This is a genomic window from Rahnella sp. EDr1-12, from assembly GCF_049206505.1.
Taxonomy (GTDB): Bacteria; Pseudomonadota; Gammaproteobacteria; order Enterobacterales; family Enterobacteriaceae; genus Rahnella; species Rahnella rivi.
In genome coordinates, this window is record NZ_JBLZNY010000003.1 from 1 (window position 1) to 24,221 (window position 24,221).

General features: G+C 51.5%; 18 protein-coding genes and 3 pseudogenes. 7 read left to right on the forward strand and 14 right to left on the reverse strand.

Features of this window, described 5'->3' with window-relative positions; genetic code table 11:
- From ACO0U8_RS13850 to tssB, 8 genes and pseudogenes are all read right to left on the reverse strand, one after another.
- Nucleotides 1-244 (reverse strand): annotated as a pseudogene (locus ACO0U8_RS13850) (type VI secretion system tip protein VgrG); the annotation flags it as partial.
- Entirely contained in the window at nt 241-2,895 is a 2,655-nt protein-coding gene (tssH, locus tag ACO0U8_RS13855; RefSeq protein ID WP_421671000.1) for a type VI secretion system ATPase TssH, read from the reverse strand. The pseudogene ACO0U8_RS13850 and the gene tssH, both read right to left, overlap by 4 nt.
- A gap of 163 nt (nt 2,896-3,058) precedes the next feature.
- Nucleotides 3,059-3,550: a type VI secretion system effector Hcp gene (gene hcp, locus ACO0U8_RS13860; RefSeq protein WP_421671001.1), complete on the reverse strand. Its 492-nt coding sequence runs from the start codon at nt 3,548-3,550 to the stop codon at nt 3,059-3,061.
- A gap of 32 nt (nt 3,551-3,582) precedes the next feature.
- Complete coding sequence (locus tag ACO0U8_RS13865; RefSeq protein ID WP_217202669.1) at nt 3,583-5,277, reverse strand: OmpA family protein; 1,695 nt, start codon at nt 5,275-5,277, stop codon at nt 3,583-3,585.
- Nucleotides 5,274-5,963 carry a type VI secretion system protein TssL, short form gene (tssL, locus tag ACO0U8_RS13870; RefSeq protein ID WP_217202670.1) on the reverse strand — a complete coding sequence of 230 codons (690 nt, stop codon included), beginning with the start codon at nt 5,961-5,963 and terminating at the stop codon, nt 5,274-5,276. Before tssL ends, ACO0U8_RS13865 begins: the two co-directional genes overlap by 4 nt.
- Complete coding sequence (gene tssK, locus ACO0U8_RS13875) at nt 5,960-7,312, reverse strand: type VI secretion system baseplate subunit TssK (protein WP_217202671.1); 1,353 nt, start codon at nt 7,310-7,312, stop codon at nt 5,960-5,962. The genes tssL and tssK overlap by 4 nt, the downstream gene beginning before the upstream one ends.
- Nucleotides 7,313-7,326: 14 nt before the next feature.
- Entirely contained in the window at nt 7,327-8,880 is a 1,554-nt protein-coding gene (gene tssC, locus ACO0U8_RS13880; RefSeq protein WP_056773771.1) for a type VI secretion system contractile sheath large subunit, read from the reverse strand.
- Between the two features lie 31 nt (nt 8,881-8,911).
- Nucleotides 8,912-9,406 (reverse strand): type VI secretion system contractile sheath small subunit, encoded by a 495-nt coding sequence (gene tssB / locus ACO0U8_RS13885; protein WP_056773775.1) that lies wholly within the window; start codon nt 9,404-9,406, stop codon nt 8,912-8,914.
- 871 nt (nt 9,407-10,277) lie between these two features.
- Here tssB and ACO0U8_RS13890 point away from each other — a divergent pair.
- Nucleotides 10,278-11,825 (forward strand): methyl-accepting chemotaxis protein, encoded by a 1,548-nt coding sequence (locus ACO0U8_RS13890; protein WP_056773777.1) that lies wholly within the window; start codon nt 10,278-10,280, stop codon nt 11,823-11,825.
- Nucleotides 11,826-11,880: 55 nt separating this feature from the next.
- On the opposite strand, the gene ACO0U8_RS13895 is transcribed toward ACO0U8_RS13890, so the two are convergent.
- Nucleotides 11,881-13,083 carry an NAD(P)/FAD-dependent oxidoreductase gene (locus ACO0U8_RS13895; protein WP_421671002.1) on the reverse strand — a complete coding sequence of 401 codons (1,203 nt, stop codon included), beginning with the start codon at nt 13,081-13,083 and terminating at the stop codon, nt 11,881-11,883.
- 231 nt (nt 13,084-13,314) lie between these two features.
- On the opposite strand from ACO0U8_RS13895, the gene ACO0U8_RS13900 reads away from it, so the two are divergent.
- Nucleotides 13,315-13,824: an RrF2 family transcriptional regulator gene (locus ACO0U8_RS13900; protein ID WP_390976220.1), complete on the forward strand. Its 510-nt coding sequence runs from the start codon at nt 13,315-13,317 to the stop codon at nt 13,822-13,824.
- A 45-nt stretch (nt 13,825-13,869) separates the two neighbouring features.
- Here ACO0U8_RS13900 and ACO0U8_RS13905 read toward each other — a convergent pair whose 3' ends face one another.
- Nucleotides 13,870-15,417, reverse strand: a complete 1,548-nt coding sequence (locus ACO0U8_RS13905) for a methyl-accepting chemotaxis protein (protein ID WP_421671003.1) — start codon at nt 15,415-15,417, stop codon at nt 13,870-13,872.
- A 310-nt stretch (nt 15,418-15,727) separates the two neighbouring features.
- Between ACO0U8_RS13905 and ACO0U8_RS13910 the strand changes: the two genes are divergently transcribed.
- The 3 genes from ACO0U8_RS13910 to ACO0U8_RS13920 all read left to right on the forward strand — a co-directional run bounded on the left by ACO0U8_RS13910 (nt 15,728) and on the right by ACO0U8_RS13920 (nt 20,251).
- Nucleotides 15,728-16,846 carry a tyrosine-type recombinase/integrase gene (locus tag ACO0U8_RS13910; protein WP_421671004.1) on the forward strand — a complete coding sequence of 373 codons (1,119 nt, stop codon included), beginning with the start codon at nt 15,728-15,730 and terminating at the stop codon, nt 16,844-16,846.
- Between the two features lie 146 nt (nt 16,847-16,992).
- Nucleotides 16,993-19,134: a 5-histidylcysteine sulfoxide synthase gene (gene ovoA / locus ACO0U8_RS13915; RefSeq protein ID WP_421671282.1), complete on the forward strand. Its 2,142-nt coding sequence runs from the start codon at nt 16,993-16,995 to the stop codon at nt 19,132-19,134.
- A 253-nt stretch (nt 19,135-19,387) separates the two neighbouring features.
- A complete protein-coding gene (locus tag ACO0U8_RS13920; RefSeq protein WP_421671005.1) occupies nt 19,388-20,251 on the forward strand; it encodes an arginase family protein in 864 nt (287 codons plus the stop codon).
- A gap of 193 nt (nt 20,252-20,444) precedes the next feature.
- Here ACO0U8_RS13920 and ACO0U8_RS13925 read toward each other — a convergent pair whose 3' ends face one another.
- The 4 genes and pseudogenes from ACO0U8_RS13925 to ACO0U8_RS13940 form a co-directional block, all read right to left on the reverse strand.
- Nucleotides 20,445-20,840, reverse strand: a complete 396-nt coding sequence (locus tag ACO0U8_RS13925) for a hypothetical protein (protein WP_421671006.1) — start codon at nt 20,838-20,840, stop codon at nt 20,445-20,447.
- 2 nt (nt 20,841-20,842) lie between these two features.
- On the reverse strand, nt 20,843-22,021 hold the full coding sequence (locus ACO0U8_RS13930; protein WP_421671007.1) for a hypothetical protein: 1,179 nt from the start codon (nt 22,019-22,021) through the stop codon (nt 20,843-20,845).
- 2 nt (nt 22,022-22,023) lie between these two features.
- The gene (locus ACO0U8_RS13935; protein ID WP_238484993.1) at nt 22,024-22,179 is read right to left on the reverse strand and encodes a hypothetical protein; all 156 of its coding nucleotides are present in this window, start codon (nt 22,177-22,179) and stop codon (nt 22,024-22,026) included.
- A 58-nt stretch (nt 22,180-22,237) separates the two neighbouring features.
- Nucleotides 22,238-22,743 (reverse strand): annotated as a pseudogene (locus ACO0U8_RS13940) (resolvase).
- On the opposite strand from ACO0U8_RS13940, the pseudogene ACO0U8_RS13945 reads away from it, so the two are divergent.
- Nucleotides 22,691-23,441, forward strand: a pseudogene (locus ACO0U8_RS13945) (Tn3 family transposase); the annotation flags it as partial. The pseudogenes ACO0U8_RS13940 and ACO0U8_RS13945 sit on opposite strands and share 53 nt — an antisense overlap.
- A gap of 126 nt (nt 23,442-23,567) precedes the next feature.
- The gene (locus tag ACO0U8_RS13950) at nt 23,568-24,149 is read left to right on the forward strand and encodes a TetR/AcrR family transcriptional regulator (RefSeq protein WP_217202547.1); all 582 of its coding nucleotides are present in this window, start codon (nt 23,568-23,570) and stop codon (nt 24,147-24,149) included.
- The last annotated feature ends 72 nt before the right edge of the window (nt 24,150-24,221 follow it).

Genomic DNA, 24,221 nt, shown 5'->3' on the forward strand with positions numbered 1-24,221 from the left:
GCTGTTGCACGGAAACGCCAAAGGCTTCAGCCACCGGCGCCTGCAGGGTCAGGGAGGCGTCCTGCAGCAGCATGGTTTTCGGGTCAATATTTTTGTCGGTGCTGGTGAACTCAATTTCGTAACGGAATGGCGAACTGAGTGCTTCAAGGCTGTTAAAGCTCAGAACGTCGGGCTGTGCGCTGCTGCCGCGGACAGCTAATTTATGATGGCTGTGATCGAAAAATGGCAATGCGGATGTATTCATTTCTCTTCTCCGTCAAACTCCAGCGTGATCCCTTCTTCTTCATCCCAGCCCAGCGCCAGTGCGGTGGTGCGCTGTTGTCCGGCCATGCGTTGCAGCAGTTGCTGGCTCAGCACCGGCAAGATCTGCTGGTTGAGCAGGCTGTCGATGTTACGCGCGCCGGTGTCCGGCAGCAGGCAGGCGGCGACCAGCGTGTCGTAGAGGCTTTCTTCGATGGTGCACTTCAGGCCGTAATGCTTGTTCAGGCGTTTGGCGACTTGTGCCAGTTTCATCTCAACGATAGTGCGCAGGGCAACGGCATTCAGCGGACGATAAATCAGCGTCTGGAAACGGGCGAGCAGGGCCGGCTGGAAATGATCGCGCAGGATCGGGCGTAGCATTTCCTGTAGGTCGCCGTCGGTGGCTTCCGGTTGTTCATCCAGCAGTTGCATGATGTGGTCGCTGCCAAGGTTGGCGGTCATCAGGATGACGGTATTGCGAAAATCAATTTCACGACCTTCGCCATCGCGCATAAAGCCACGGTCAAACACCTGATAGAACAGGTTGATTACGTCGCGGTGCGCTTTTTCAACTTCATCAAGCAGGACAACGCTGTAAGGGCGTTTACGCACAGCCTCGGTCAGAATACCGCCCTGGCCGTAACCAACGTAGCCCGGAGGTGAACCCTTCAGCTGGGAAACGGTATGCGCTTCCTGATACTCGCTGAGATTGATGGTGATCAGTGATTTCTCGCCGCCGAACAGGCAGTCGGCGAGGGAAAGTGCCGTCTCGGTTTTACCCACGCCGCTCGGACCGACCAGAAGGAACACGCCCAGCGGACCATTCTCAGAAGTCAGACCGGTTTTGGCGGCGCGCAAACGTTGTGCCATGGCGGTCAATGCAGGGTCCTGGCCGACGACGCGTTTATTCAGCTGGTTTTCCAGTTGTAACAGGTCAGTCTGTTCGTCTTTCAGCAGGCTGGTCAGCGGCACACCGGTCCAGTCTGCAATCACGGTGGCGACGGTACGTATATCAACGTCCAGTGAAAGCAGCGGGGCGTGCCCCTGTAAATCACTGAGTTGCTGTTGCAGGCTGGCGATCTCTTCCTGCCGGCTGATGTCCTGACGCACATCGAGCAGTTGCTGAGTGAGCGCTTTCTCAGCGTGATACTGAGTGTCCAGCGCGGTGAGCTGATCAGTCAGCGCATTGGTCTGATGTTCAATCTGAGTCAGGCGCTCGCCGTGGGTCTGGCTACCCAGCGAAATGTCTTCCAGCAGCGCCTGTTCTTCCATCCCCAGTGCGCCGATCTTAGCCTTCAGGCGGGTCAGATCTTCCGGCAGCGTATCAAGGCTCATGCGCACGCGGGCGGAGGCGGTATCGAGCAGGTCGACGGCTTTGTCCGGCAACTGGCGGCCGGTAATGTAGCGGCGGGAGAGGCTGACGGCGGCTTTGACCGCTTCGTCGGTGATGTGCACGCCGTGATGCTGCGCGTAGCGGGATTTCAGGCCGCGTAGCATCAGACAGGCCATCTCGTCGTCCGGCTCATCGACTTTGACAATCTGGAAGCGGCGCTCGAGTGCGGCGTCGCGTTCAAAATATTGTTTGTACTCGGACCAGGTGGTGGCGGCGATAGTTCGCAGCTCACCGCGGGCGAGGGCGGGTTTGAGGAGGTTGGCGGCGTCCGCGCCACCGGCCTGATTGCCTGCACCAATAATGGTGTGCGCTTCGTCTATAAACAGCAGCACCGGCGTCGGTGATTTTTGCACGGCGTCGATGACGTTTTTCAGGCGCTGTTCAAACTCACCTTTGACCCCGGCACCGGCCTGCAGCAAGCCTAAATCCAGGGTGCGCAGGCTGACGGTTTTCAGGCTGTCCGGCACGTTGCCTTCTGCAATGCGTAACGCCAGACCTTCGACCAGTGCGGTTTTCCCTACGCCTGGCTCGCCGACTAAAATCGGGTTGTTTTTACGACGGCGTGACAGGATGTCGACCATCTGACGAATTTCGTTATCGCGACCAAACACCGGGTCGATGTGTCCGGCTTTGGCTTTAGCAGTGACATCCAGCGTGAACTTATCCAGCGCAGCCTGCAGGGCTTCGCTCAGTGACTGACCGCCAGCGGCGATGTCATGTTTCGGGCTGGTGGCGTCACCGGCAAGGTCGGACGGCGTCCGGTTCAGGCTTTCCTGCTGTTGCAGTTCGGGGCGCTCTTCAGACAGCGCGTCCAGCACCGGTTTCAGGCGGCGGATATGCTCTTCGCTCAGGCTGAACAGCGGCCACAAACCCTCGCAGCGCAGCAGGCGCGGCTTAGCAAGCAGGGCTTCCAGCAGATGTACACTGCGGATATTTTCATTGTCGTCCTGCAGGGATGCGGCCAGCCATCCGGCTTTTATCAGCGCCTGTAAATCATCGGAAAGTTGCGGACGGGCATGCACGGAACGCGGCAGGGCATCGAGATGCGCGAGCAGATTTTGCCACAGCACGTCCATGTCCCACTCGTAGCGACGGGCCAGCACGGTGATGTCGCCTTCGCCCAGTTCAAGCAGCTTAAGCAGCCAGTGTTCGACCGTGATTTCCGCATGTGCCCGCGTCTGACACAGGGTCGCGGCGGCTTCAAGCGCTTTCGCGCAGTACGGGTTTAAGCGACGAAGTAAGACGGCTGACTGCTGTTCCATGCTGAATTCCTTTTTTGAGGTACGCTACCGCCCATAGCCTTTTCCTTTGCAGGAAACCCAGGCCCATAAGGTCGATGTCCGGTTCTGTTTTTGTTTGCTCAACCGCCAGACCGGCGGCTCAGAAAACAAAAACAGCAGACGGCGAACCGTCTGCTGTGAGGTCTTACGCGGTGGTACGTTCGTTCCAGGAATCGGAATGAATGATGTTGCCGTCTTTGTAGGTCCAGGTAATTTTTTCGTAACGCAGTTCAATCGCTTCAAGGTGGTTATGTTTTTCTTTGGCCGGATCTTTGATGTCGTGCATTTTAGGCGAGACTTTCACAAGCTTGACGTTTTCCAGTTTGGTATTGAAATACTCCACTTCCTGGCCCGCGTCATTGATGCGATACCATTTGAACTCAGCGGATTTCAGGGACTGACCGGTGGTCACCGCTTTGTACAGGTACGGGCTGGAGGAGTCGATTTCCTTGGTAAACAGGAACGGGGTGTGAATACGGGTACCCGTCAATTTGCCGGTGTTGTTATCGGTCGGGATGTACAGGTTGTGTTCCTGCGCAACGACTTCGATGCTGCCTTCGCGATCTTTTACGTCTACGGAACCTTTAATGTCCGCACCGCCGTCGTCTTTCAGCCACAGATAAACAGGAATTGCCATGGGTAGTTCTCCATTTCTAAGTTAAGCATCCATCAATCATTTGATGAATGTGGGGTTGCTGCTGCCTGGCAGGCATCGGCCTGCGGCACCAGACTGATTTCGACACGACGGTTGGCCGCGCGGCCTTCCGGGGTGTCGTTTGTTGCTATAGGGCGCGTGGCTCCGAAGCCCTGAACTGCAAAGCAGGTCGGGGAAACGTCGCTGGTAGAAAGCATCCAGTCGCGCAGGGATTCAGCACGTTTTAAAGACAGTGTCTGGTTGGCTTTCGCATCTCCGGTAATATCCGAGTGCCCGGCGACCACAATCAGCCAACCTGGTTTGGCCTTGATATCCACCAGCGCACTCACCAGCATTTTGAGTGAGCCCGGTTTAAGCGCATATTTGCCACTTTCAAACAGCGACATAGCGTCAAGACGCACGATTTTAGGCGTGTGTTTCTCGGCGGGTGGCGGAGGAGGGGGTGGGGGAATGTAGCTTCTGATGGCTTCCAGCAATGGCAGGCGCAGGCGCTCACCCTGATAGAGGCCGAGCCCCAGACTCAGTGGCTCGCCGTTGCGGAACCAGTCATCCAGCTGTGCGGCATCCTGACGCAGTATTTCAACCGCTTTAGCCTTAGGTTCGTAGTCCTCCATTTTTACGCTGTAGTAATGATGGATATCAAAAGCTACGTGATGAAGAAGCTGACGGTTCTCCCAGGCGCTGCAACACAGTGCCATGGCAGCCGCAACGGTCAATAAAGTGACGCCATGCCGTAATGCCCGTCGGCGTGAAGACACACCGCTGCCGGAAGGCAGATCTGTGAAGATAAATTCCGGAAAGAGGAGGGTATCTTTATTTGCATGGGGTACTGGGTGCCAGCCCGACACGTTAGTCAAAGAGGTACGGGCGGCCAGCCACTGTTGCCAGAGTGATGCGGGTACAACAGCGTTCAGTCCGTCAACCTGATGCAGGATCACCTGCTGCGCAGAGACACAGGCAATATCATCGTTACGTGCCTGCAAAGCAGGCAATACATGCGCATTCAGCCAGTCATTTTGCTGATTGAAAATAACGGTTTGTTTGATCCTCTCAGCATGGCGGACGTTACCCTCCATGTGCAGCCAGTTGGTCAGGGTTTCCGGCATTGTGACGGTGGGCCACAGCGTGACCGGCGCGGCCTTTTGTTGTGATAACCAAACCGGCCCTTCAGCAATGCTGGTGGCAATTGTACTGCACAGGAGCAAAGGAAGCGGGCGACGGATATCGCGACGAAGCTGCACCAGTTGCCAGCGCAACTCATAGAGCTGCGTCGTCAGCATTTTATCGTCACCGTGCTGCTGCGGATTAACGGACAGCATAACGGCCATCTGCTTTGCCCATTCAGGACGCTGCCAGAGAACCTGCCGGGCGAACTGGCGTAAAGTGCTGGCGTCATCCACCCTTAACCAGCAGCCTTGTGCCGACTGATAAACAGTATCCTGACCGAACAATGATGTCAGACCGTCTCCGCAAACCAGCACGACGGGCAGACGGTAATTTTCGGCCGGAAGCCCGTCGAAAATACTATTTGCCACGAATTCAGACACCGGTTGCCGGCCCGCCCGCCACATGCCTGCCAGACAGATGAACGAAACAAGTCCAAAGACAATCCAGCGCGATGCTGGTGTGAAAGGCAGAAAGACCAGACACAGAATACCGGCCAGAATTCCTGCCCATAACCATAAACCACGTCGCCACATCGGACTCATTTCACTGACCCCGGTAACAGCGTCGGGAGTAACTGAGACAGCCAGTGGTCCAGCCCCCACCACAGCAACGCCACAATTAGTGCGGCCAACCCGAGACGTACCGGCCAATAGCGCAGCAACACCGCAAGACGGTTGCTGGATGAGCCGACGGCCAATACCGGACGGGAGGGAGCAAAGTTGAACGCCGGAACACGCGCCGATAGCTGGTCGAGAAGTTGCTCACGTTCTGAAACTGCCCGTGAAGCATAGCCACCCAGAAAACCCAGCATCAGTACGCGATGAAAACAAGTCAGCACGCTGATGTCCGGTGCAGGCTCATGCAGTACATTGCGCATCCGTTCATACAGCTGATTGCCGGCATCTAGGGTATTGAAAAAATGTGCCTGCAGGGGGGAGTTACACCAGACAAAATAAGCATCATCCTGCACGCCTCGCCCTTTGACCGTTTCATCTAATATTGCGCACTGTGCATACATGATGTGCTGGCAGTTTTGTTCACTGGTGTCTGCTTCTTTTAGCGTCCGTTGCACGCGCTCAATATCGGCCACGCAGCGCTTCCAGAAGATCTCACCTTCGCCTTCAGAGCAGGCCATGCCCTGGCGCAGGCTGATGATCTGCAGCCAGGTATCGGCAAGCAGGGCATCAGTATCAACAGATTCAGTCTGTGCTTTCATCGATTCGCTCATGCACGTAACACCGCAAACAGTTCAAGCTGAATGTCGCCCAACGTGCCCGGCACATAGAAGACGCAGGTTCCGGCTTCTATCATCTGCTTCGCCGCCGGGTGGTTAAGGTCCAGGAAGAAATATTGATTCTCAAGCCGCAACGGAATAGCTGCCGGAACATGACTTAAAGGGCGGAGCGGAATACCGCTGAGTGCCACGTTGACCACGTTGCCGACATCATCCGGCGCACCGACTTTACACAGCTGCGGAAATTGAGTTTGCAGTTGAGCGGAAGAGAGCGTGGAACGGACTGACAGGTAAAAATCCACCTCTTCACGAAGGCGAGGATCGTGCAATGCAGCACGCCACTGATTGATCCGCGGCTCATGCACCAGCTCGATGGACACCACCCGCGAAGGCAGGCTCGCTTCCAGAAGGATATTCAGCAACCGAAAAATCGGCGGGAAAACCTTCGTCAGTTGGTCATGCTGATACACAGGAATGGCGGTGACATCATGTTCAAGAGAAAACGTAAGTAAGTTACCGGCAAGACGAGCCAGCTCCTGATATACGCGCTCCGGATGTACCTGCGGATAACGCTGGAAATTCCCCAGTACCGGTTCAGCACCGTTAAGGGCATTAAGCAGCCAAAAGAGTGAAACGTCGGCCACAGCGAAATCAGCCATGCGTGCGTTGCTTTCACGGCGCATGCCCATCAGGCGTTGCAGGCGTGCCCGCAATTGCACCATCAGCAACTCAAGTTGTTCACCGCACCAGTGGCTGGCCTTAAGACTCAACAAAGGGGGGATAAACAACATATCTTGCACCCAGCGTCCCTGGGGATCGCGCAAAAGGCGCGCAACAGGGCAAACCTGATAGTCGCTGTTTTCCTGAGTATCCAGACGCAGCGTCAGTTCGTAAGTCATGACGGCGAGCTGTTTTTTATCATCCCCAAACTGGTTTTGTACGTCACGCCAGGCCTGCCGGTAGCGCACCGGTCGTTCGGCTCGCTCATCAGGTTGCAGACAATTTCCACCGTTTGCATACACCTGTGGCATTGCCAACATGACGACAGCTTCGTTTGCTTCTGCCGGCAGACTGGCCGCCAATGTCAGGGTAGGCGGGAGTTGATCGGCGCAGTCGGTGTCGATCAACATTCCTTCCTGAAAGCGAACGTGTAACCGCTCTGCCTTCAGACGCCCTTGTGCCAGGGCATCTTGCTCGAAGCTGGCATGGAGTACGCCCCAGGGATGCAGGGTACTCATTTGCGCGATGCACTCATTTGTCCAGGCCTCAAAAGAGGCCTGTTGTTGAAATTGCTGTGGAGACACGAGGATCCCTCGAGTCCACAGCGGACGCTCAATCTTCATCGTGCCTCCGGGCCTCAGGCTTTCGCCTTCGGCATCTGAGAAACTAATGACAGATTCACGTCCATGCCTTCTACCTGGAAGTGCGGTACGGCGTAGAGTTTCACGCGGAAGAAGCCAGGGTTGTCTTCGATATCTTCAACGGTCACTTTGGCATCACGCAGCGGGTGAGAAGCCTGCAGGTCGTCGCCCGGATCGGTCATTTCGGTGACCAGCGTGCGTACCCAGGTGTTCAGTTCCAGTTCCAGCAGACGGCGGTCTTTGGTGGTACCGATGTTTTCACGCTGGATAAGCTTCAGGTAATGCGCGATGCGTGACAGAAGGAAGATGTAAGGCAAACGCGCATTGATGCGGCTGTTAGCAGTGGCATCCGCGGTGTCGTAGAGCGCCGGTTTCTGCGCAGAGTTGGCAGAGAAGAAGCAGGAGTAATCGCGGTTTTTGTAGTAAGACAACGGGATGAAGCCCAGGTTGGCAAACTCAAACTCGCGGGTTTCCGGGATCATCACCTCAGACGGAATTTTCACCTGATTACCGGTGCCCAGGTCGTACAGGTGGATCGGCAGATCAGTCACTGCGCCACCTGCCTGCGGACCACGGATTTGTACGCACCAGCCGTTTTTGATGAAGCTTTTCACCATGTTGGCAGCAAAGGCGAACGCGGCGTTGGTCCACAGGTATTTCTCGTGATCCGGGCCTTTCACTTCTTCAACGTAGTTGAAACTGCGAACCGGCACGGTATCCGGGCCATACGGCAGACGACCCAGCACACGAGGCATGGTCAGACCGATATAGCGGGAATCGTCGGAGTCGCGGAAGGATTTCCATTTGATGTATTCGGCGCGATCGAAGTAGTTACCGATGTCTTTTATCGCGGCAACTTCTTCCATGGAATCTTTCAGGAAGAATTTTGGACCGACGGCACCGACGAAAGGCATGTGCGCAGCAGCAGAGACTTTAGAAATGTTACGCAGCAACGCGACATCTTGCGCAGACGCGTCAAACTCGTAGTTAGAAATGACGGAACCAATTGGCTCGCCACCTGGTGTGTCATATTCCTGAATGTAGGTATGGCGGTACAGGCCGCTCTGAATGATCTCGGGACAATCTTCGAAGTCCTGACGCAGGTCATTTTTAGACACGTCCAGCAGTTCGATTTTCACGTTCTGGCGGAAATCAGTGCGGTCAACCAGAAACTTCAGGCCACGCCAGCCGGATTCCACGCGCTGGAATTCAGGGTGATGCATGACTTCGTCCAACTGACGGCTAATCTGGCTGTCGAGTTCGGCGATGTGGTGATCGAGCAGCGTTTTATCCAGACGTTCAACAGTCTGACCCGACAGCTTCAGGCGTTCCAGGAAAACCTGAACGGCCGCAGTGACACGCTGGTCGGCAGTGACATCAGCCAGCGCTGAAGTATCCTGGAAATCGTTCAGGTCGCCCAGTGAGGAAACCGGTGTAAGATTAATTTTGTCGAACAGGGAGGCATAAATAGGGCTGGCTTCCGGGTTCTCGAGCACGGTCGTCTGACCGTTTGAAGAAGAGGCGTTTTCGTTATTGACTGACATAAGCATTATCTCGCATTAATCCGTTAAGTGGAGGCAATCAGGCCTTTGGTGCCAGGGCATTCAGTTCGCTGCGCAGTTCATTGCTCAGAGACGGATCTTTAAGAATGGTTTCGAGCTCTTTGCGGAAGGTCGCGTTGTCGAGAAGATTGGATTTGAGATCGCGTAAAAGATTACGCATCGCGAGCATCGCGCGAAGCTGTGGGATCTGACGTGCCACTTGTTCTGGCTCGAAATCCTTCATTTCTTTGAAGTTAAGCTTGATGCTTTCTTCGCTGCGATCGCCTGACAGTGTGTTTTCAACGGTCAGGTTCAGCGACGGGCTAAAATCAGCGAGTACACTGTTAAAGTTATTTTTATTAATATTGACTTTTTCACGCTCTGACAAAGGACGCGTCTCTTTACCATTGCTGTAGTCACCCATTACCATTAATTTTAAAGGTAATTCGACTTTTTTCTGCGCGCCGCCTGTATGTAAATCGAGTTTAATATTGACGCGAGCTTTGGGTATTTCTTCCTGAAAGCTATTAGACATGCCTATCCCTTATTGATGAGTGATAAACGCTGCCAATGAATCCATAAATAAATGAAAGGTAGGCAACCCTGCCATAAAACGATATCCATTTCTGCACCTGGTGGGGTGAGATAAATCAGGGTCACAATCAAGACAAAATATTTTGAGAAACATTCCGCAGTGTGTTTTGAGTTTATGTGGAAAAATTCCACATAAGTACCTGTGGCCGGTATTTTAGAAACATTGATGTTTATATTGAAAACTAAAATGTGTTACTGAATGTTACTGGTTAGGCTTATATACATGAAAGAATATTTCATTGATAAGTAAGGTTTTTCTTTATGAGTCTCTTTAAGTGCCATAGCGCAAGGGCTTGCGCTGAATTGTACCTTTCTACCCGGCGTAAAAATAACTAAGAGTTTTCGTATTAAGAGTGATTTGAGTTAGGGAATATTCTCATTAATTAATGAAAAAATAAATCATGGTCGTTAAGCAGGCAGCTTTAATTCATAAGATTTTTCCTCGACAATTATTAAGAATATTCACATGACAAATGATTTGAGAGTTTTATTTGATTGCATTTTATGAGGGAAATATCTTAGAGCCATTTAAACTGGGCCGGAATAAGTCGGGTGAGTATCTCGTTCTGATAATGAAAGTTATAATACTTATTGCGAGTCACTTCACGTTAACGTGAAAAAAAAGTTAAAGCATGAGACATATCCCGCGTAAGAAAAATGAGCACTGGCGACATTCAGGCGCTAATGCCCTTGAGCAACGGTAGGCAGATCGATCATACTGCCAAAAATTTGTGATAGTACGGGTGTAAGGCTAAACATTCGCAGGGATATGCCGATAAATAGACTCCTGATCCGATGTATAAGAGCCGCACATGTCCCTAAAAAAGTCTTCTCTGCTTGTTTTAATTGTTCTTTTTGCTCTCTTTTTCGCCAGTATGATGTCTAACGTCTGGTTGCTGACACGCAGTAATCATTCACTGGATGATGTGAATAAAGAAATCCGCGTGGTGCTTTCCATTATTGACCCGATTAACCACAGCCGTACTTCTCGCGTACGGGTGATGGAACTGATGAAACAGATCGAGAGCGGGGATAACAGCCAGTTGAAACCGGCACTCGAAGGTGTGGATGAAGCCACCGGTAAAGCGGACGCAGCATTCCAGGCCTATCTGAGCGCACCCAAGTTGCCGGGCGAAGCTGCCCTGGCCGAGGCCTATCGCGCCACCTATCTTGATTACCGTCAGAATGGTATTCAGCCGCTGGTTGACGCTGCCCGTGCAGGCGATCAACAGCAGTTTAAAGCACGTATTCCGGCAGTGATAAAACTGGATCGCCAGTATGAAATTGTGCTGGATCAGGTGCTGGCGTTGCATGAGAAATACGCCAAAAACCTCAACAGCGAAGCGCAAAACAACTTCAGTTTTGGCATCGGGCTGACCATCGCGTTCTGCGTATTATTCCTGGTGGTGATCCTTGCGGTGCTCATCTTCATGAAACGTTACGTGCTGAACCCGTTGCTGAGTTCCCGTGATCACTGCCGTCAGATCGCCGAAGGATATCTGGATACACCGGTGCCAGTGAAGATGAATTCGCGCAGTGAAATCGAACAACTGATGCAGTCGATGGAACATATGCGACTGGCACTGACGCAGATTATCAGTCAGGTGCGCGATACCAGCCACACGGTAGCGCATGCTTCACAAGAAATTACTGCCGGGAATATCGATCTTGCCTCGCGCACTGAACAACAGGCTGCAGCGCTGACAGAAACGGCGGCCAGCATGGAAGAACTGGGGGCGACGGTAAAACAGAATACTGAAAATGTCGTGCGCGCCAGCAGCCTGACCCGCGAAGCCGTGAAAAATGCCCGTGCCGGTGAGAAAGTGGCGCAGGAAGTGATCCAGACCATGGGGCGCATCAACAGCAGCTCTAAAAAAATCGAAGACATCACCGGTGTGATTAACAGCATCGCTTTCCAGACCAATATTCTGGCGCTGAATGCTGCCGTTGAAGCGGCACGAGCAGGCGAGCAGGGGCGTGGATTTGCCGTGGTGGCCAGCGAAGTACGTAATCTGGCGCAGCGCAGCGCGGTGGCAGCGAAGGAGATTGAAAGCCTGATTTCAGAATCTGTCGCCAATATAAAAGAAGGGTCGGATCAGGTTTCCCGCACCGGCGATTCCATTAGTGCGATCATTACATCGGTGACTCAGGTGGATGTCCTGATGGAGCATATATCGACGGCGTCGGATGAACAAAGTCGTGGGATCAGCCAGATTGAACAGGCGGTGACGGAAATTGACGGAGTGACGCAACAAAATGCGGCGCTGGTTCAGGAGTCTGCGGCGGCGGCCGCTTCGCTGGAAGAGCAGGTGCATCATCTGACGCATTCGGTTTCGGCGTTCAGGTTAGCCGCGGTATAAAGTAAGACCCAACTCCCGGCCACGAAAGTGCCGGGAGCACTGTTTTGGGGTTTTATCAGACGAATTTAGCAAGAGGATCCGCTGCCGCAAAAGCAATATCACGCTCCGCCCGAGGCGGGTAAATCAGCTCATTTGTAATGGCGATTTTGATTTTTTTCGCCTCCTCACGTACCGATTGTACTTTTTGATCCCAGCCTTGCGTAAACACTGCCCCCCAACTGCCCAGATCAAGACAGGTGACGTAATTCACCTGACGATAAGGAATGGGCGGCAGGCCCAGGATGCTTGCCGCGACATTATTTCCGGCAAATTTACCTAACTGAATCGCATGCTGACAGGACATCAGCGCCGTATTGCCGACATCATCGGTGGCGGCATGAGCAACATCCCCGGTGGCGAAGACATCAGAGACACCACGAATTTGCAGATTTTCATCGACATACAAACGCCCGACACTGTCACGCTCCGCTGCAAACTGTTCAGTCAGCGAATTAGCCTGCACGCCGGCGGTCCATACCACGGTTGAGGAGGCAATGTGGCTTCCATCACTCAATGTCACACCGGTTGCGTCAATTGCAGTGATGTCTGCCTGTAAACGCCACTCGATGCCGATTTCCCTGGAGGCTTGTTCGATGACGTCGCGCAGCGCTTCACTGTAACGCCCGCCGATAACGTCACCACGCTCAACTACGATAACTTTAGTCTTGGTTTCCGGGCCGAACAGCTCGCGCAAGCGGGAAGGTAATTCAGTCGCCAGTTCGATGCCGGTAAAACCCCCGCCACACACTACCACCGTGTTGCGTGCCGGGGTTGGCGCTTGGTTTGCCAGTCCGGTCAGATGTTTTTCAAAAACGTGTGCCGATTCCAGCTGATCGATATTGAACGTGTATTGATCGGCACCGGGAACAGTGACCTGTCTTGCATTGCTGCCTGTGGCCAGCACCAGCCGGTCATAACTCGCCGATGCCAGTTGACCTTCCGCATCGCAATACCATACATTTTTTGTCTTGTTATCAATGCGTTTTGCGTTTCCCTGAATGAAGTGAATGTTCAGGGCTGTAAACAGCGGTGCCAGCGGAGAAACCAGAGAGGCAACATTATTCTCATAAAATCTCGGGCGCACACGCAGCTCAGGATGAGGTGCCAGAACGCTGATGTTGATGTCATCGCCGCCATTTATGTACGCCAGACGTGCTGCACTCACTGCGGCCCACATACCTGCAAAACCGCTACCGAGGATCAGAATATGCTTTTTCATGTGTTCAACCCTTAAATGTTCAGAACGCGTTAGTAATCTGACTGCCACTATACTTGTCGTAGTTAACTGCGACAATAGTTTTCGGAGTTAAAAGAGTAAGGATAAAAGAGGATATTCAACTGATTGATTATTGATGAAATCGTCAAAGGGAATTACAGGCTCAAAAAGCGCGTCTTTCAGGTGCGGACAATCTCTGTATAATGACTCAGCTAAAGTTTAACGGAGTTCATCATGGCGTTTTACAGTTCTGGCGTGGAATATGGCATTCATAGTCTGGTGTGCATGGTCGATATCAGAGGCGACGATCGTGAAATGAATGTCCGGGAAATGGCAGAGTTGCAGGGCGTTCCCTATGATTATCTGGCGAAAATCTTCACCCGTCTTTCGCGCGGGGGGCTGGTAGTGAGCAGTGAGGGGAAGGGCGGCGGTTTCCGGCTGGCACGCCCCGCGGCACTGATCACCATGCTGGATGTGGTTCAGGCCATCGACGGGGAGAAAGGGATTTTTGAATGCAAAGAGATCAGACAACGGCTGGCTGTTTTTGAAGAAAGTCCACCGGCTTGGGCGTGCGAAGGGCCTTGCGGGATCCGCGCGGTGATGGACAGCGCGCAACAACGTATGGAAGAAGAGTTAGCCCGCCACAGCATTTTAGATCTGGCGAGAAAAACATTTCGCAAGGCGCCGGACACTTTTGCCATTGAAGTGCAGGATTGGATTGCTGAACGGCGCCGTGCACAGTAGATGAACCCGGCCAGTGTCTGTTTCACTGGCCTTGTATTTAACGGTTTAGCGGAAGACACCCACGGCATCCACTAACCTTTCCGCCTGTTTCTTTAAACCCGATGAGGCCATTGCGCCTTCCTGCACCTGAACTGAATTCTGATGGGTAATACGATCCAGCTCTTCGATGGCTTTGGCGACATCCAGCAGACCAAGATTTTGTTCGCCGGTTGCTGTTCTGATCTGCGCAATCAACGCAGAAACGTTTTGCACCTGGGTGACAATATCATCCATCGTCTTGCCTGCCTGAGCGACCTGTTTTGATCCCGAAATCACTGTATCGGCGCTGGCATCGATCAACCGCTTAATTTCACTGGCGGCTGACGCGCTGCGTTGTGCAAGACTGCGAACTTCCCCGGCCACCACGGCGAACCCTTTGCCTTGTTCCCCTGCGCGTGCCGCTTCAACGGCAGCGTTCAGCGCGAGAATATTGGTCTGGAATGCGATGCCATCAATCACCGATGTAATAGTGGCGATCTGCTTTGAACTGTCGGCAATTTGCTGCATTGTGCCGACAACGCCCTGCATGGCATGGCTGCCTTTCTCTGCCGCCTGGCTGGCGCTAAGAGATAACGAGTCTGCCTCGGCCGCCGTCTGAGTGTTGCTTTCAACCGTCGCGTTCATTTCATTCATGGCCGCAGCGGTTTCCCCCACATTGGCTGCCGTCTGTTCTGTTCGACGGCTAAGTAAATCGTTGCCATGTGCCAGTGATTCGCTGGCCTGTTTTACTTTCTGCGCCTGGCTGTGTACATCATCGACCATCCAGCGGCAGATCAATCCAAGCTGCCCGACCGAACGCAGCGTCATACCAATTTCATCCGTCCGCGCCATCGGCGTGATGGTGTGGCTGGCGCCGCTCGCCACCTGTAATGTCTGTTTGCACAACTGTTCGAGCGGACGGGTGATCTGCCACTCAAGCCAAAGGCCAAGGAAAAATATCAGCACGGCGTTCAGCACCAGTGCGGAAATCATTTGCATTGAAGGTAAGGCAAAGAGCGTTGACATAAGCAGGGTACCCGCCAGCAACACAGCGAATAATCCGCTACGGATCCGCCAGCGGACGGAAAGAGTTTTCAACACAGAAAGTCCGCGGGTAAGACCCGTTCGGATCAGCAAGCCTTTGTGAAGACGCCGGTTGTTCAGTTCGCCGCGATTGATTTTATCGTACAGCAACTGCGTCTCAGTAATTTCTGCCGCGGTCGGTTTCGTTCGCACGGAAAGATAACCCCGCGTTTTGCCGCCGCGAATGATCGGTACCACGTTAGCCCGAACCCAGTAGTGATCGCCGTTGCGTCGGCGGTTTTTGACCAGCGCTGTCCAGGGGAAACCTTGCTGCAATGTGGCCCACATATCTTTAAAGGCCTGAGGAGGCATATCGGGATGGCGAACAATATTGTGCGGCTGGCCGATAATGTCTTCGCTGACAAAACCGCTCACTTCGATAAAATCGTCGTTAGCGTAGGTAATGTGACTGTTTACATCGGTCGTGGACATCAAGGTGGCGTCGTCCGGGTACTGATATTCCTGCTGAGTGACAGGCTGGTTATTGCGCATAGTGACATATTCCCTGGTCAGGCTGCGGTTGAATTTAGATTAAGTTCCTTAACACTTAGTATGTCGGCATGAAAAAAATTTTCTTTAGGGATCACTTTCGGATGTTCAAATAAATGTCCCTGCACGCCCCTGTTTGTTCATAAACGCGTCAGATCCGCACTTCATAAGTCCTCAGCTAAGTCTCTTATTTTTCACACTTCGCTGCCATTGTGACTCCAGACTTAATAGGTCTGGAGTCACAAACCTTTTGCCTATGATCTTCAGGCTTGTTATAACTGCCGCCCGCGTTCTTTGTTGTGAAATTTAGCTGATGACTGAGCAGATATCTGAAACCGAAACCGACTTTGCTGCTGAAAATGTAGGGCGTCACGTGCTGGTCTATCTGCAACAGATAAAAGCAACGCCGCTGGCAAAACTGGACGATTTTGATGAAGAGGGGAATGCCACGGTCGGGCAGGTGATCAACGTGTGGATCCGGCTTTCACTGATCCTGACACGTCGTCGGCCTGAAATTGCGGTTTCCTCCATAATGAAACACGTTTTGCCGGTGATCGGCGACGTTCCGTTGAACAAGATTACCCGCCTGCGCCTTAACCGTTTATTTAACGTATTGCTGGCCGAGGGAAAAATTTCGGAAGCGAAAAGGGTTTTTGCGTTGTGTAAGCAATTTTTCAGCTGGGCAGAAATACAGGGTTATCTTCCTCATTCTCCGCTCGGCGCCATGAAAAGACGTGATGTCGGTGGGCGTAATACGCCGCCGCGCGAACGTACGCTGACCGATGCGGAAATCTGGATATTCTGGCATGGTCTTGATTTGTGGGATATTTCAGAACAATGCCGCTGGGCGTTGCGATTATGTCTGCTGACTGCGCGCCGTCCGGATGAAGTGGTGCGGGCGCGCAAAGATGAATTCAATCTGCGCATCAGTGTCTGGCGGCAGGGCAAGCGTAATAAGTCAGCACGCGATCACAGCCTGCCGCTGACGCCACTGATGCTTGTTTGCATCAATGCGCTGATCGCCGCCAGTCCGAAAAACAGCCCGTGGCTGGTGCCTTCGCCGAAGGATCCAGGCAAACCGCTGTCGCGGGGTGCGATTACGCAGGTCATTCGCCGGATGTTGCGTGCGGAAAGGGGGCTTGGAATTGCCCCTTTTACCACCCGAGATTTGCGCCGAACGGCACGTTCTAAATTATCGGCACTGGATGTTTCTAATGACGTCGCCCGTAAAATCATGAACCACTCACTGGAAGGTATCGACCGAGTTTATGATACGCATGATTATTTACCCCAGATGAAGCAGGCGCTCGACGCATTTTCTGACAATATTCATGACATTATTAATGCCCCGGATTACTTATCATTGCGGCACAAATTTGATGGTGAGTTCTTGCAGATTCCGCAAATATCGCTGCTATATATGGAGAATTAAGCGCTTTTAGCCGCATTGATGTTTTTTATTTATTGCAGATGGTTATAACCATAAACCCGTCAGGGATGCGTCGGGAAAAGGCAGCGGAAATGAGCTGCTACACTTGTGTATTGATTTGGCAATGCCAGAAGACTGAGGAATAAATGATGCATCCACAACACTCGCGCGCTGTCGGGCTGCCAGAAGCGACAAAAACTCTGCTGCTGAGTCAGGGCACTGCAGAGGAAAAACGTCAGGAAATTCGTGAATACTTTATTCAGACCTGGGAACTGTATGAAAGCCTGTTTGACTGCCTGTCGGATGAACGGGCGTATTACAACAAAGCGATTTCCCTGCGTCATCCGCTGATTTTCTATTTCGGTCACACCGCGACGTTTTTCATCAATAAGCTGATGGCGGCGGGGCAACTCCCGCAGCGCATCGATTCGCAAATTGAATCGATGCTGGCAATCGGCGTCGATGAGATGAGCTGGGATGATCTCGACGATCAAAACTACAACTGGCCTTCTGTCGCAAATTTGCGTGAATACCGCCATCGCGTGCGTGAAGAAGTGCTGGGCATCATCGACACAATGCCGCTGACGTTGCCTGTGGACTGGAACAGCCCGGCCTGGGTGATCCTGATGGGCATCGAGCATGAGCGTATTCATCTTGAAACCTCCAGCGTGTTGATCCGTCAGTTACCGGTGGAGTGGGTGATCCCCCAGCCACACTGGCCTGCCTGTCAGGAAGCGCGTACGGATCGTAAAACCGTCCCCGAAAATGAAATGGTGGCCGTTAAAGGTGACGTTGTCACGCTGGGTAAGCAAGATGATACTTACGGCTGGGATAATGAATACGGCACGTCAGAGCATAACATTCAGGCATTTAGCGCCAGTAAGATGCTGGTCAGTAACGCGGAATTTTATACCTTTATGCTGGCCGGAGGATATCGCGATACCCAGTGGTGGGATGACGAAGGTGCCGGCTGGCGTGACTTTACTCAGGCAGAAATGCCGACGTTTTGGGTCGGTTCGCCTCGTGAACCTGAACAATTGAAACTGCGCCTGATGACAGAAGAAATTCCGATGCCGTGGGACTGGCCAGCGGAAGTTAACCAGCTTGAAGCGGCTGCTTTTTGTCGCTGGAAGGCAGCGCAGACCGGTGAATCGGTGCAGTTGCCGACCGAGGCCGAGTGGATGATTTTACGTGAACAGGTGCAGGGCGATCAGCCTGACTGGGACAGGGCGCCGGGTAATATCAATCTGGAATACTGGGCCTCATCTTGTCCGGTGGATCACTTCGCGCAGGGTGATTTTTACGATGTCATCGGCAATGTGTGGCAATGGTCATCCACGCCAATCGGCGGTTATAACGGTTTCCGCGTGCATCCTTTATATGATGATTTCTCGACGCCAACTTTTGATGGCAAGCATTCGATGATCAAAGGCGGCAGCTGGATTTCTACGGGCAATGAAGCACTGAAATCTGCACGTTACGCCTTCCGCCGTCACTTTTTCCAGCATGCCGGTTTCCGATATGTGGTGTCCAGTCATCAGGATGTGCAGACGGTGAATCCGTATGAGACGGACGGACTGGTCGCGCAATATCTGGATTTCCAGTACGGGCCGCGTCATTTTGATGTTCCAAATTACGCCACTCAACTGGTGGATATTGCCGTAAAACATGTATCCGGGCGCAGCAGGGCGCTGGATATAGGTTGTGCGACAGGACGTGCGAGTTTCGAACTGGCCCGTCATTTCGATACCGTTGTTGGGATGGATTACTCCGCGCGCTTTATCGATGTGGCTTTGGCACTGGCCCGTGGAGAAGCCTGCCGGTATGTGATCCCGGAAGAGGGGGAGCTGGTCGATTATTGTCAGGCCGCACTGAGTGAGGCAGAAATCAGTGCCGAACAAACGGAGCGGGTGAGTTTCGTTCAGGGCGATGCCTGTAATCTTAAACCGCAGGCTGAATTGTATGATTTGGTGCTGGCCGCCAATCTTCTGGATCGTCTGCGTGAACCGGCAAGTTTCCTGAAAGATATTGCGCCGATGATCCGCTCCGGCGGGTTACTGATGCTGTCATCACCTTACACCTGGATGGAAGAATACACGCCGAAGCAAAACTGGTTGGGTGGATTCCGCGAAAACGGTGAGGCAGTGACCACGCATCAGGCATTGCGACGTCTTTTAGCCAGTGAATTTGAGGAAGTACAGGGTCCGCAGGATGTGCCCTTCGTGATCCGCGAAACCGCACGAAAATTCCAGCATACGGTCGCAGAATTAACGATCTGGCGTAAACGCTAAACGTTTCGCGAACTGACTCTTAAAACGGCCATTATCATGATGGCCGTTTTTTTTCGTCTGCACTTTTCACCAGTCGCTTATGTCCCTTCAGGCAGACATATCAGACTCTCCGCTTGCATCAAAACCATGGGTGATTCACAATGAATGAACGATCATTCATTTAGTGGTTTGCCGACGGCACGGGTGCATTTCATAAGAAAGACCGAACCGTTTTATAAAGGCAGATTTAGTGAAAACCAACAGCAGGTGAGATATGAACAAAAAGACTTTACGGCTCTCTTTCCCACAGTGGCAGGGCGGAAACAACCCTCCTTATCACCTTGGCTCCCTTCTGCTTTCCTTTCTTTCGCCGGAAGCGAAAGGACCGGTCGAAACAGTTCCTGTCGCTTTACCGGGTGCTGAACCGCTGAAAGAGGTGGACGGTATAACTGCCAAACCTCAGCTCCTCAGGCAGCTTGGCGATGCAGCGGCCCTGATTGAAAAGCATGACCCTGACGCCATTGTCGTTTTAGGCGGAGACTGCCTGGTTTCTCTCGCACCTTTTGCGCACCTGCTGAATAAATACGGTGAAAAACTCGGTGTGCTCTGGGTTGACGCTCATCCCGACGTGCAAACGGCAGAGCAGTATTCAAATGCCCATGCGCATGTATTGGGGGCATTGACAGGCACCGGAGACAAAGATTTAGTCAGTCATGTTCGGCACAAATTATCCCCGTCGAAAATTATGATTGCCGGTATTCACGACCCGCTGGATTATGAGCGTGATTACCTTGCCAGCCATAAGGTGGCAACCTGCGGCCCGCAGCAGGTCAAAACCGGAGCCGTTGAGGTTATGGAGTGGATTGAAAAAGAGAAAATCGAATATCTGGCCATCCACCTTGATCTTGACGTTCTGGATCCGGCGCTGTTCCGCTCGGTTCTGTTCGCAAAACCCGGCCGAGGTGAGCATGATTTTGGTGATGCTGCAGAAGGGAAACTGACCATTCAGGATGTGATTACGTTAATTAATCAGGCCACCTCGCAAGCCGAGGCTGTCGGCCTCACCATCGCGGAACACATGCCCTGGGACATGGTCAACCTTAAGCATTTGCTCAGCGAGCTGCCCCTTTTGAAATAAACCAGAAAGCCTCACGATGTGAGGCTTTTTTCGAGCATAAACATCCCTAAACTGGCCTGCAGGCAGTAACGGGCTCACTTTGGGATACGGAAAATATTGTACGTTAAGACTAAAATTTGACCATTCCGATACGAAAGAACCGCAACCTGAATGTTTTCTCGTACACTTAGGGGTGCGCGCCCCTCAAAGGATCTTAAGAAGATCCTTCTGAGTCTTTGATCGTAATCATATAGGTTTTGTCGAATTCTCCTGATTTTGAAAGCATTCCGCCACCTAAGCCGCCATGTACTCGCACTTTAGCTATACCTGCTTTTGTTGGTGTCCCCCTAATCTGAATGCAATTATTGAATTCATCATCATCACAATACTGTAGGTAGAGACCTAAATTATCTGGATGAATATCTCCTGCAATGACTTGCTTACCATAAATATCATAAGAAAGAACTACTCCGCCAAATATATTTATTTGGTTATAATAGGGGACCCCAACAGTTGCATCATTAAGAATTTCTCCTTCTGGAGTAAACTCTGCTTGTAACGAACAGGCAGATAGTAAAAACAAAGATAAAACAAAAAAAATTCTTCTCATTTTTATTTTAATGGTTTAAAAACCATTCCTCCGAAAAATCTGTTAGTAAAAAATTGCAAATCTCTTTTAGGTTTTATCCAGTTTCTTGTTTTCCCCCAAGAAAACAACTCCAAACTAATATATCCGTTGGGATCTTGTGTGACTGAACCATCCCACACAATCCAGTGTGTAGGTAACGTTGTTTTGTTTGTAATATTTACAAGAAGTCCATCGTTTATTAATGTGACGACTTTATAGCCTTGCTCTATATATTTATTTAAATCTCTGATTCCCTGGACGCCTGCCTGAGCAATTCCTACATTACTAAAGACCATTTCATAACCGGCTTTTTCAAACCATTCTGTCAGTGTTTGCCACATGGTGATCCCCGCCACTGGAGAATCAAGAGCATCAAAGTTTAGCACCGTATTCTCTGAATCCCTTAGCCCAGCCAGCGTCATCCAGTCAGTACCGGCTATCTTCGGCCTGCCGTCATCATAGTAAAATGCACCTGTCGGATGCCGACAGCCTTCACCTGGTGAGATGATTAAGTCACCTATTTTAGTTTTCCCATACCTCCAAAGTTCACGGGAAGCTTGCGCATACGCATCAGGGCGATCCTTTTGCAGGCAGTAAAAAAATGCAGCAGGTCCACATACACTTGCTGCTATTTGATTAGGGAAATCAAATCCGTTAAATCTTTCATCTATTTGACGCTCTATTAAATTTTTATCAAAAGGGTCTCTGGAATTACCAATGGGGTATTCTTTCGCAACAAATGGTCGCTTTGGGATAGTGATTTTAATCTGCTTTGTTTCGCCCCCCTGACTCTCAGGCTTCATTGTCCCTTTTGATTCAAAATAACAGGGGTTCTCCCGCTTCACCGGAGACCAGGCTTTGCCTGACGCAAATTCTTCAAGAGTGTACATCTTAGTGAACGGAACAGGCGTCACACAGTGCGTATGCAACATAGTTTTTCGGTAAAGCTTCATTTTCATAATATAAATGGTCGAGAGTGACTCATTTATATTTCCGGTAATGTGGCTCTGTGTTTGACAATTGCCCAGAAACGGCTGTTGTTTCACATCCACTAGGGGATATTTATTCCTGCTGGCGTCCATGCGATAAATACACAGGTCATACAACAAAGAATCAGCCGGGACATTAGAGTTAATACGGGTACTGAGGTGGTAAACAGCCATCATTAATCCATTAATATATGCAGGTTAATATTTTCAGCAGATTCAGCAGATTCAGCATAATGCCACTCTGTCATCCCGTGGTTATCCGTACTCCCCGTTTCGGTGCGACCGTCCGGTAACCTTGTTTTGTCATCCAGGCAGGCCAGTATTCTTGCCATTATTAATCCCTCAGTATATAAGCGGTTATACTCATCGGCATCATACAGCAATCACGACTTAACCAAAATAACTCGCCTCTGATTGTCGGCACAGCGCCTGAATGCGGCATATCTGGGAAGGCCTGTATCCCGCTGCATCCGCTGTTTACCTGATACTGAGTTTCTTGACCTGCCGGTAGTACAGGACTTTCTGATGCTGGTCCTGATCAGCTTGCTTACCCCCAGCGTATGCGCCCGCTCAATTCCCTGTTTTTGTTGCTGGCGGAGAATCAGACAGTCCTTATGTGACATTGCGGCTATCAGGACGATAAGCATATTGATAATGGCGGTTATTACTGCGCGGGTGAGAGGTTCGACCTGCGAAGGGTTTTTATCTGACAGTGCCTGCCATGAAGTGGAGACATCCAGGCTGATAATCCGCAACTCGTGTTGTTCTATCTGCTTTTTCAGCGTCATCCAGTCACTATTGCTGAGACGGGTCAGGCGGTCTATCTGCTCGATCAGCAAAATGGAACATATTTTTGCGCTGATGCATCTGCTGGGGTTCACTTTTGCACCAAGGATCCGGGATCTTCATGACTAGCGGTTATTTATTCAGGCGAAGGCTGATAAATATCCGGCTCTACAGTCAATTATTTCTATAATTACAATGAATATCATATAGATAGAATCCCACCGGGATGAAATTCTGAGGCTGGCGACCTCAATAAAGCAGGGAACTGTGACCGCTTCTCTAATGCTGAAAAAGCTGGCCAGTTATCCGAAACAGAATGGGCTTGCCAAGGCACAGAGGGAAATCGGTCGCATTGTGCGAACGCTATTTATGCTGGACTGGATTCGCGATCTTTCACTGCGTCGCAGAGTTCAGGCAGGTCTGAACAAAGGGGAAACCCTGAATGCCCTTGCCAGAGCCGTTTTCATGCATCGTCTGGGCGAAATAAGGGATCGAGGTCTGGAAAACCAGAGTTACCGGGCCAGCGGACTGGCGCTGATCACCGCCGCGATCACATTGTGAAATACCGTATATATAGAGAGAACGACGTTAACCTGCTGAAGAGGAAGGGGGTACATATCAATGAGCAATTGCTGTAACACTTGTCTCCGATGGGCTGGGAACACATCAATCTGACGGGAGACAATGTCTGGCGAAACATTAAAAAACTGGCTAAGGGAAGTATCAACCTTTTCGGGCAGTTGATATCAGTCAGTACAAAAATCACCTAAACGTACAATGTTTTCCATTTCCCAAAAGGAGCCCATAACAGTGAATTACTATAGGGCAGGAAAATTTTCCATCGTCATGGATAGCGGCCTGACCCGCAGTGACTCTGGTCTGTAGCATAAAAGCACGTTAAAGTGCCGCTCTTAACTCACTATAGAAGGCCGCTATGTTAAAGGACACTGAAACCTACCATAAGCTCATTACTGCTGCCGCCGCGTGTTTTGCTAATAAAGGATTCAGCGCAACCAGCGTGCGTGAAATCTCCACGTGCGCCGGTATTAGTCAGGGGGCTATGTACACCTATTTCAAAAGCAAGGATGAGCTCATACGCGCTATTGTTCTCGAAGAGCAGAATTCTGCCCTGATGATGCATGATGAGCCCTACACCGGTTCGCATTTCGATCGACTTTGCATACAGGTGGCTTCCTGTATCAGCGATGTAGGTTACCCGGTTACACATCGTCTTTGGGTTGAAATTATGGCCGAGTCTGCCAGAAACACGCATTTGCAGAAAACGTTCATTTCCAGCGACAAAATCATGCGTCAGGGTATCGCGGAAATTATTGAGAAGGGGATAGGGGCAGGTGAGTTTCCGCGTGAACTTAATTCCGAAGAAGTCACCATCATATTGTTTGCGTTTATCGACGGCCTGATAGCCCGCAAGGCAATCAATCCCGACTTCTCATTCAGCCGGGATGTGCCTGCATTCAGGGACCTGATGGCTAAAATACTTTGTAAAGTATCCTGATAGCCACTCTCCGGGCAATGCGGTCCGGGTGGCCCATATGCCTGACACAGATGTTTCAGCGCCTTTTAAGAT

Coding starts and splice junctions, on each gene's coding strand:
- tssH (WP_421671000.1), bottom strand. CDS start 2,895: ATGGAACAGCAGTCAGCCGTCTTACTTCGTCGCTTAAACCCGTACTGC.
- hcp (WP_421671001.1), bottom strand. CDS start 3,550: ATGGCAATTCCTGTTTATCTGTGGCTGAAAGACGACGGCGGTGCGGAC.
- ACO0U8_RS13865 (WP_217202669.1), bottom strand. CDS start 5,277: ATGAGTCCGATGTGGCGACGTGGTTTATGGTTATGGGCAGGAATTCTG.
- tssL (WP_217202670.1), bottom strand. CDS start 5,963: ATGAGCGAATCGATGAAAGCACAGACTGAATCTGTTGATACTGATGCC.
- tssK (WP_217202671.1), bottom strand. CDS start 7,312: ATGAAGATTGAGCGTCCGCTGTGGACTCGAGGGATCCTCGTGTCTCCA.
- tssC (WP_056773771.1), bottom strand. CDS start 8,880: ATGCTTATGTCAGTCAATAACGAAAACGCCTCTTCTTCAAACGGTCAG.
- tssB (WP_056773775.1), bottom strand. CDS start 9,406: ATGTCTAATAGCTTTCAGGAAGAAATACCCAAAGCTCGCGTCAATATT.
- ACO0U8_RS13890 (WP_056773777.1), top strand. CDS start 10,278: ATGTCCCTAAAAAAGTCTTCTCTGCTTGTTTTAATTGTTCTTTTTGCT.
- ACO0U8_RS13895 (WP_421671002.1), bottom strand. CDS start 13,083: ATGAAAAAGCATATTCTGATCCTCGGTAGCGGTTTTGCAGGTATGTGG.
- ACO0U8_RS13900 (WP_390976220.1), top strand. CDS start 13,315: ATGGCGTTTTACAGTTCTGGCGTGGAATATGGCATTCATAGTCTGGTG.
- ACO0U8_RS13905 (WP_421671003.1), bottom strand. CDS start 15,417: ATGCGCAATAACCAGCCTGTCACTCAGCAGGAATATCAGTACCCGGAC.
- ACO0U8_RS13910 (WP_421671004.1), top strand. CDS start 15,728: ATGACTGAGCAGATATCTGAAACCGAAACCGACTTTGCTGCTGAAAAT.
- ovoA (WP_421671282.1), top strand. CDS start 16,993: ATGCATCCACAACACTCGCGCGCTGTCGGGCTGCCAGAAGCGACAAAA.
- ACO0U8_RS13920 (WP_421671005.1), top strand. CDS start 19,388: ATGAACAAAAAGACTTTACGGCTCTCTTTCCCACAGTGGCAGGGCGGA.
- ACO0U8_RS13925 (WP_421671006.1), bottom strand. CDS start 20,840: ATGAGAAGAATTTTTTTTGTTTTATCTTTGTTTTTACTATCTGCCTGT.
- ACO0U8_RS13930 (WP_421671007.1), bottom strand. CDS start 22,021: ATGGCTGTTTACCACCTCAGTACCCGTATTAACTCTAATGTCCCGGCT.
- ACO0U8_RS13935 (WP_238484993.1), bottom strand. CDS start 22,179: ATGGCAAGAATACTGGCCTGCCTGGATGACAAAACAAGGTTACCGGAC.
- ACO0U8_RS13950 (WP_217202547.1), top strand. CDS start 23,568: ATGTTAAAGGACACTGAAACCTACCATAAGCTCATTACTGCTGCCGCC.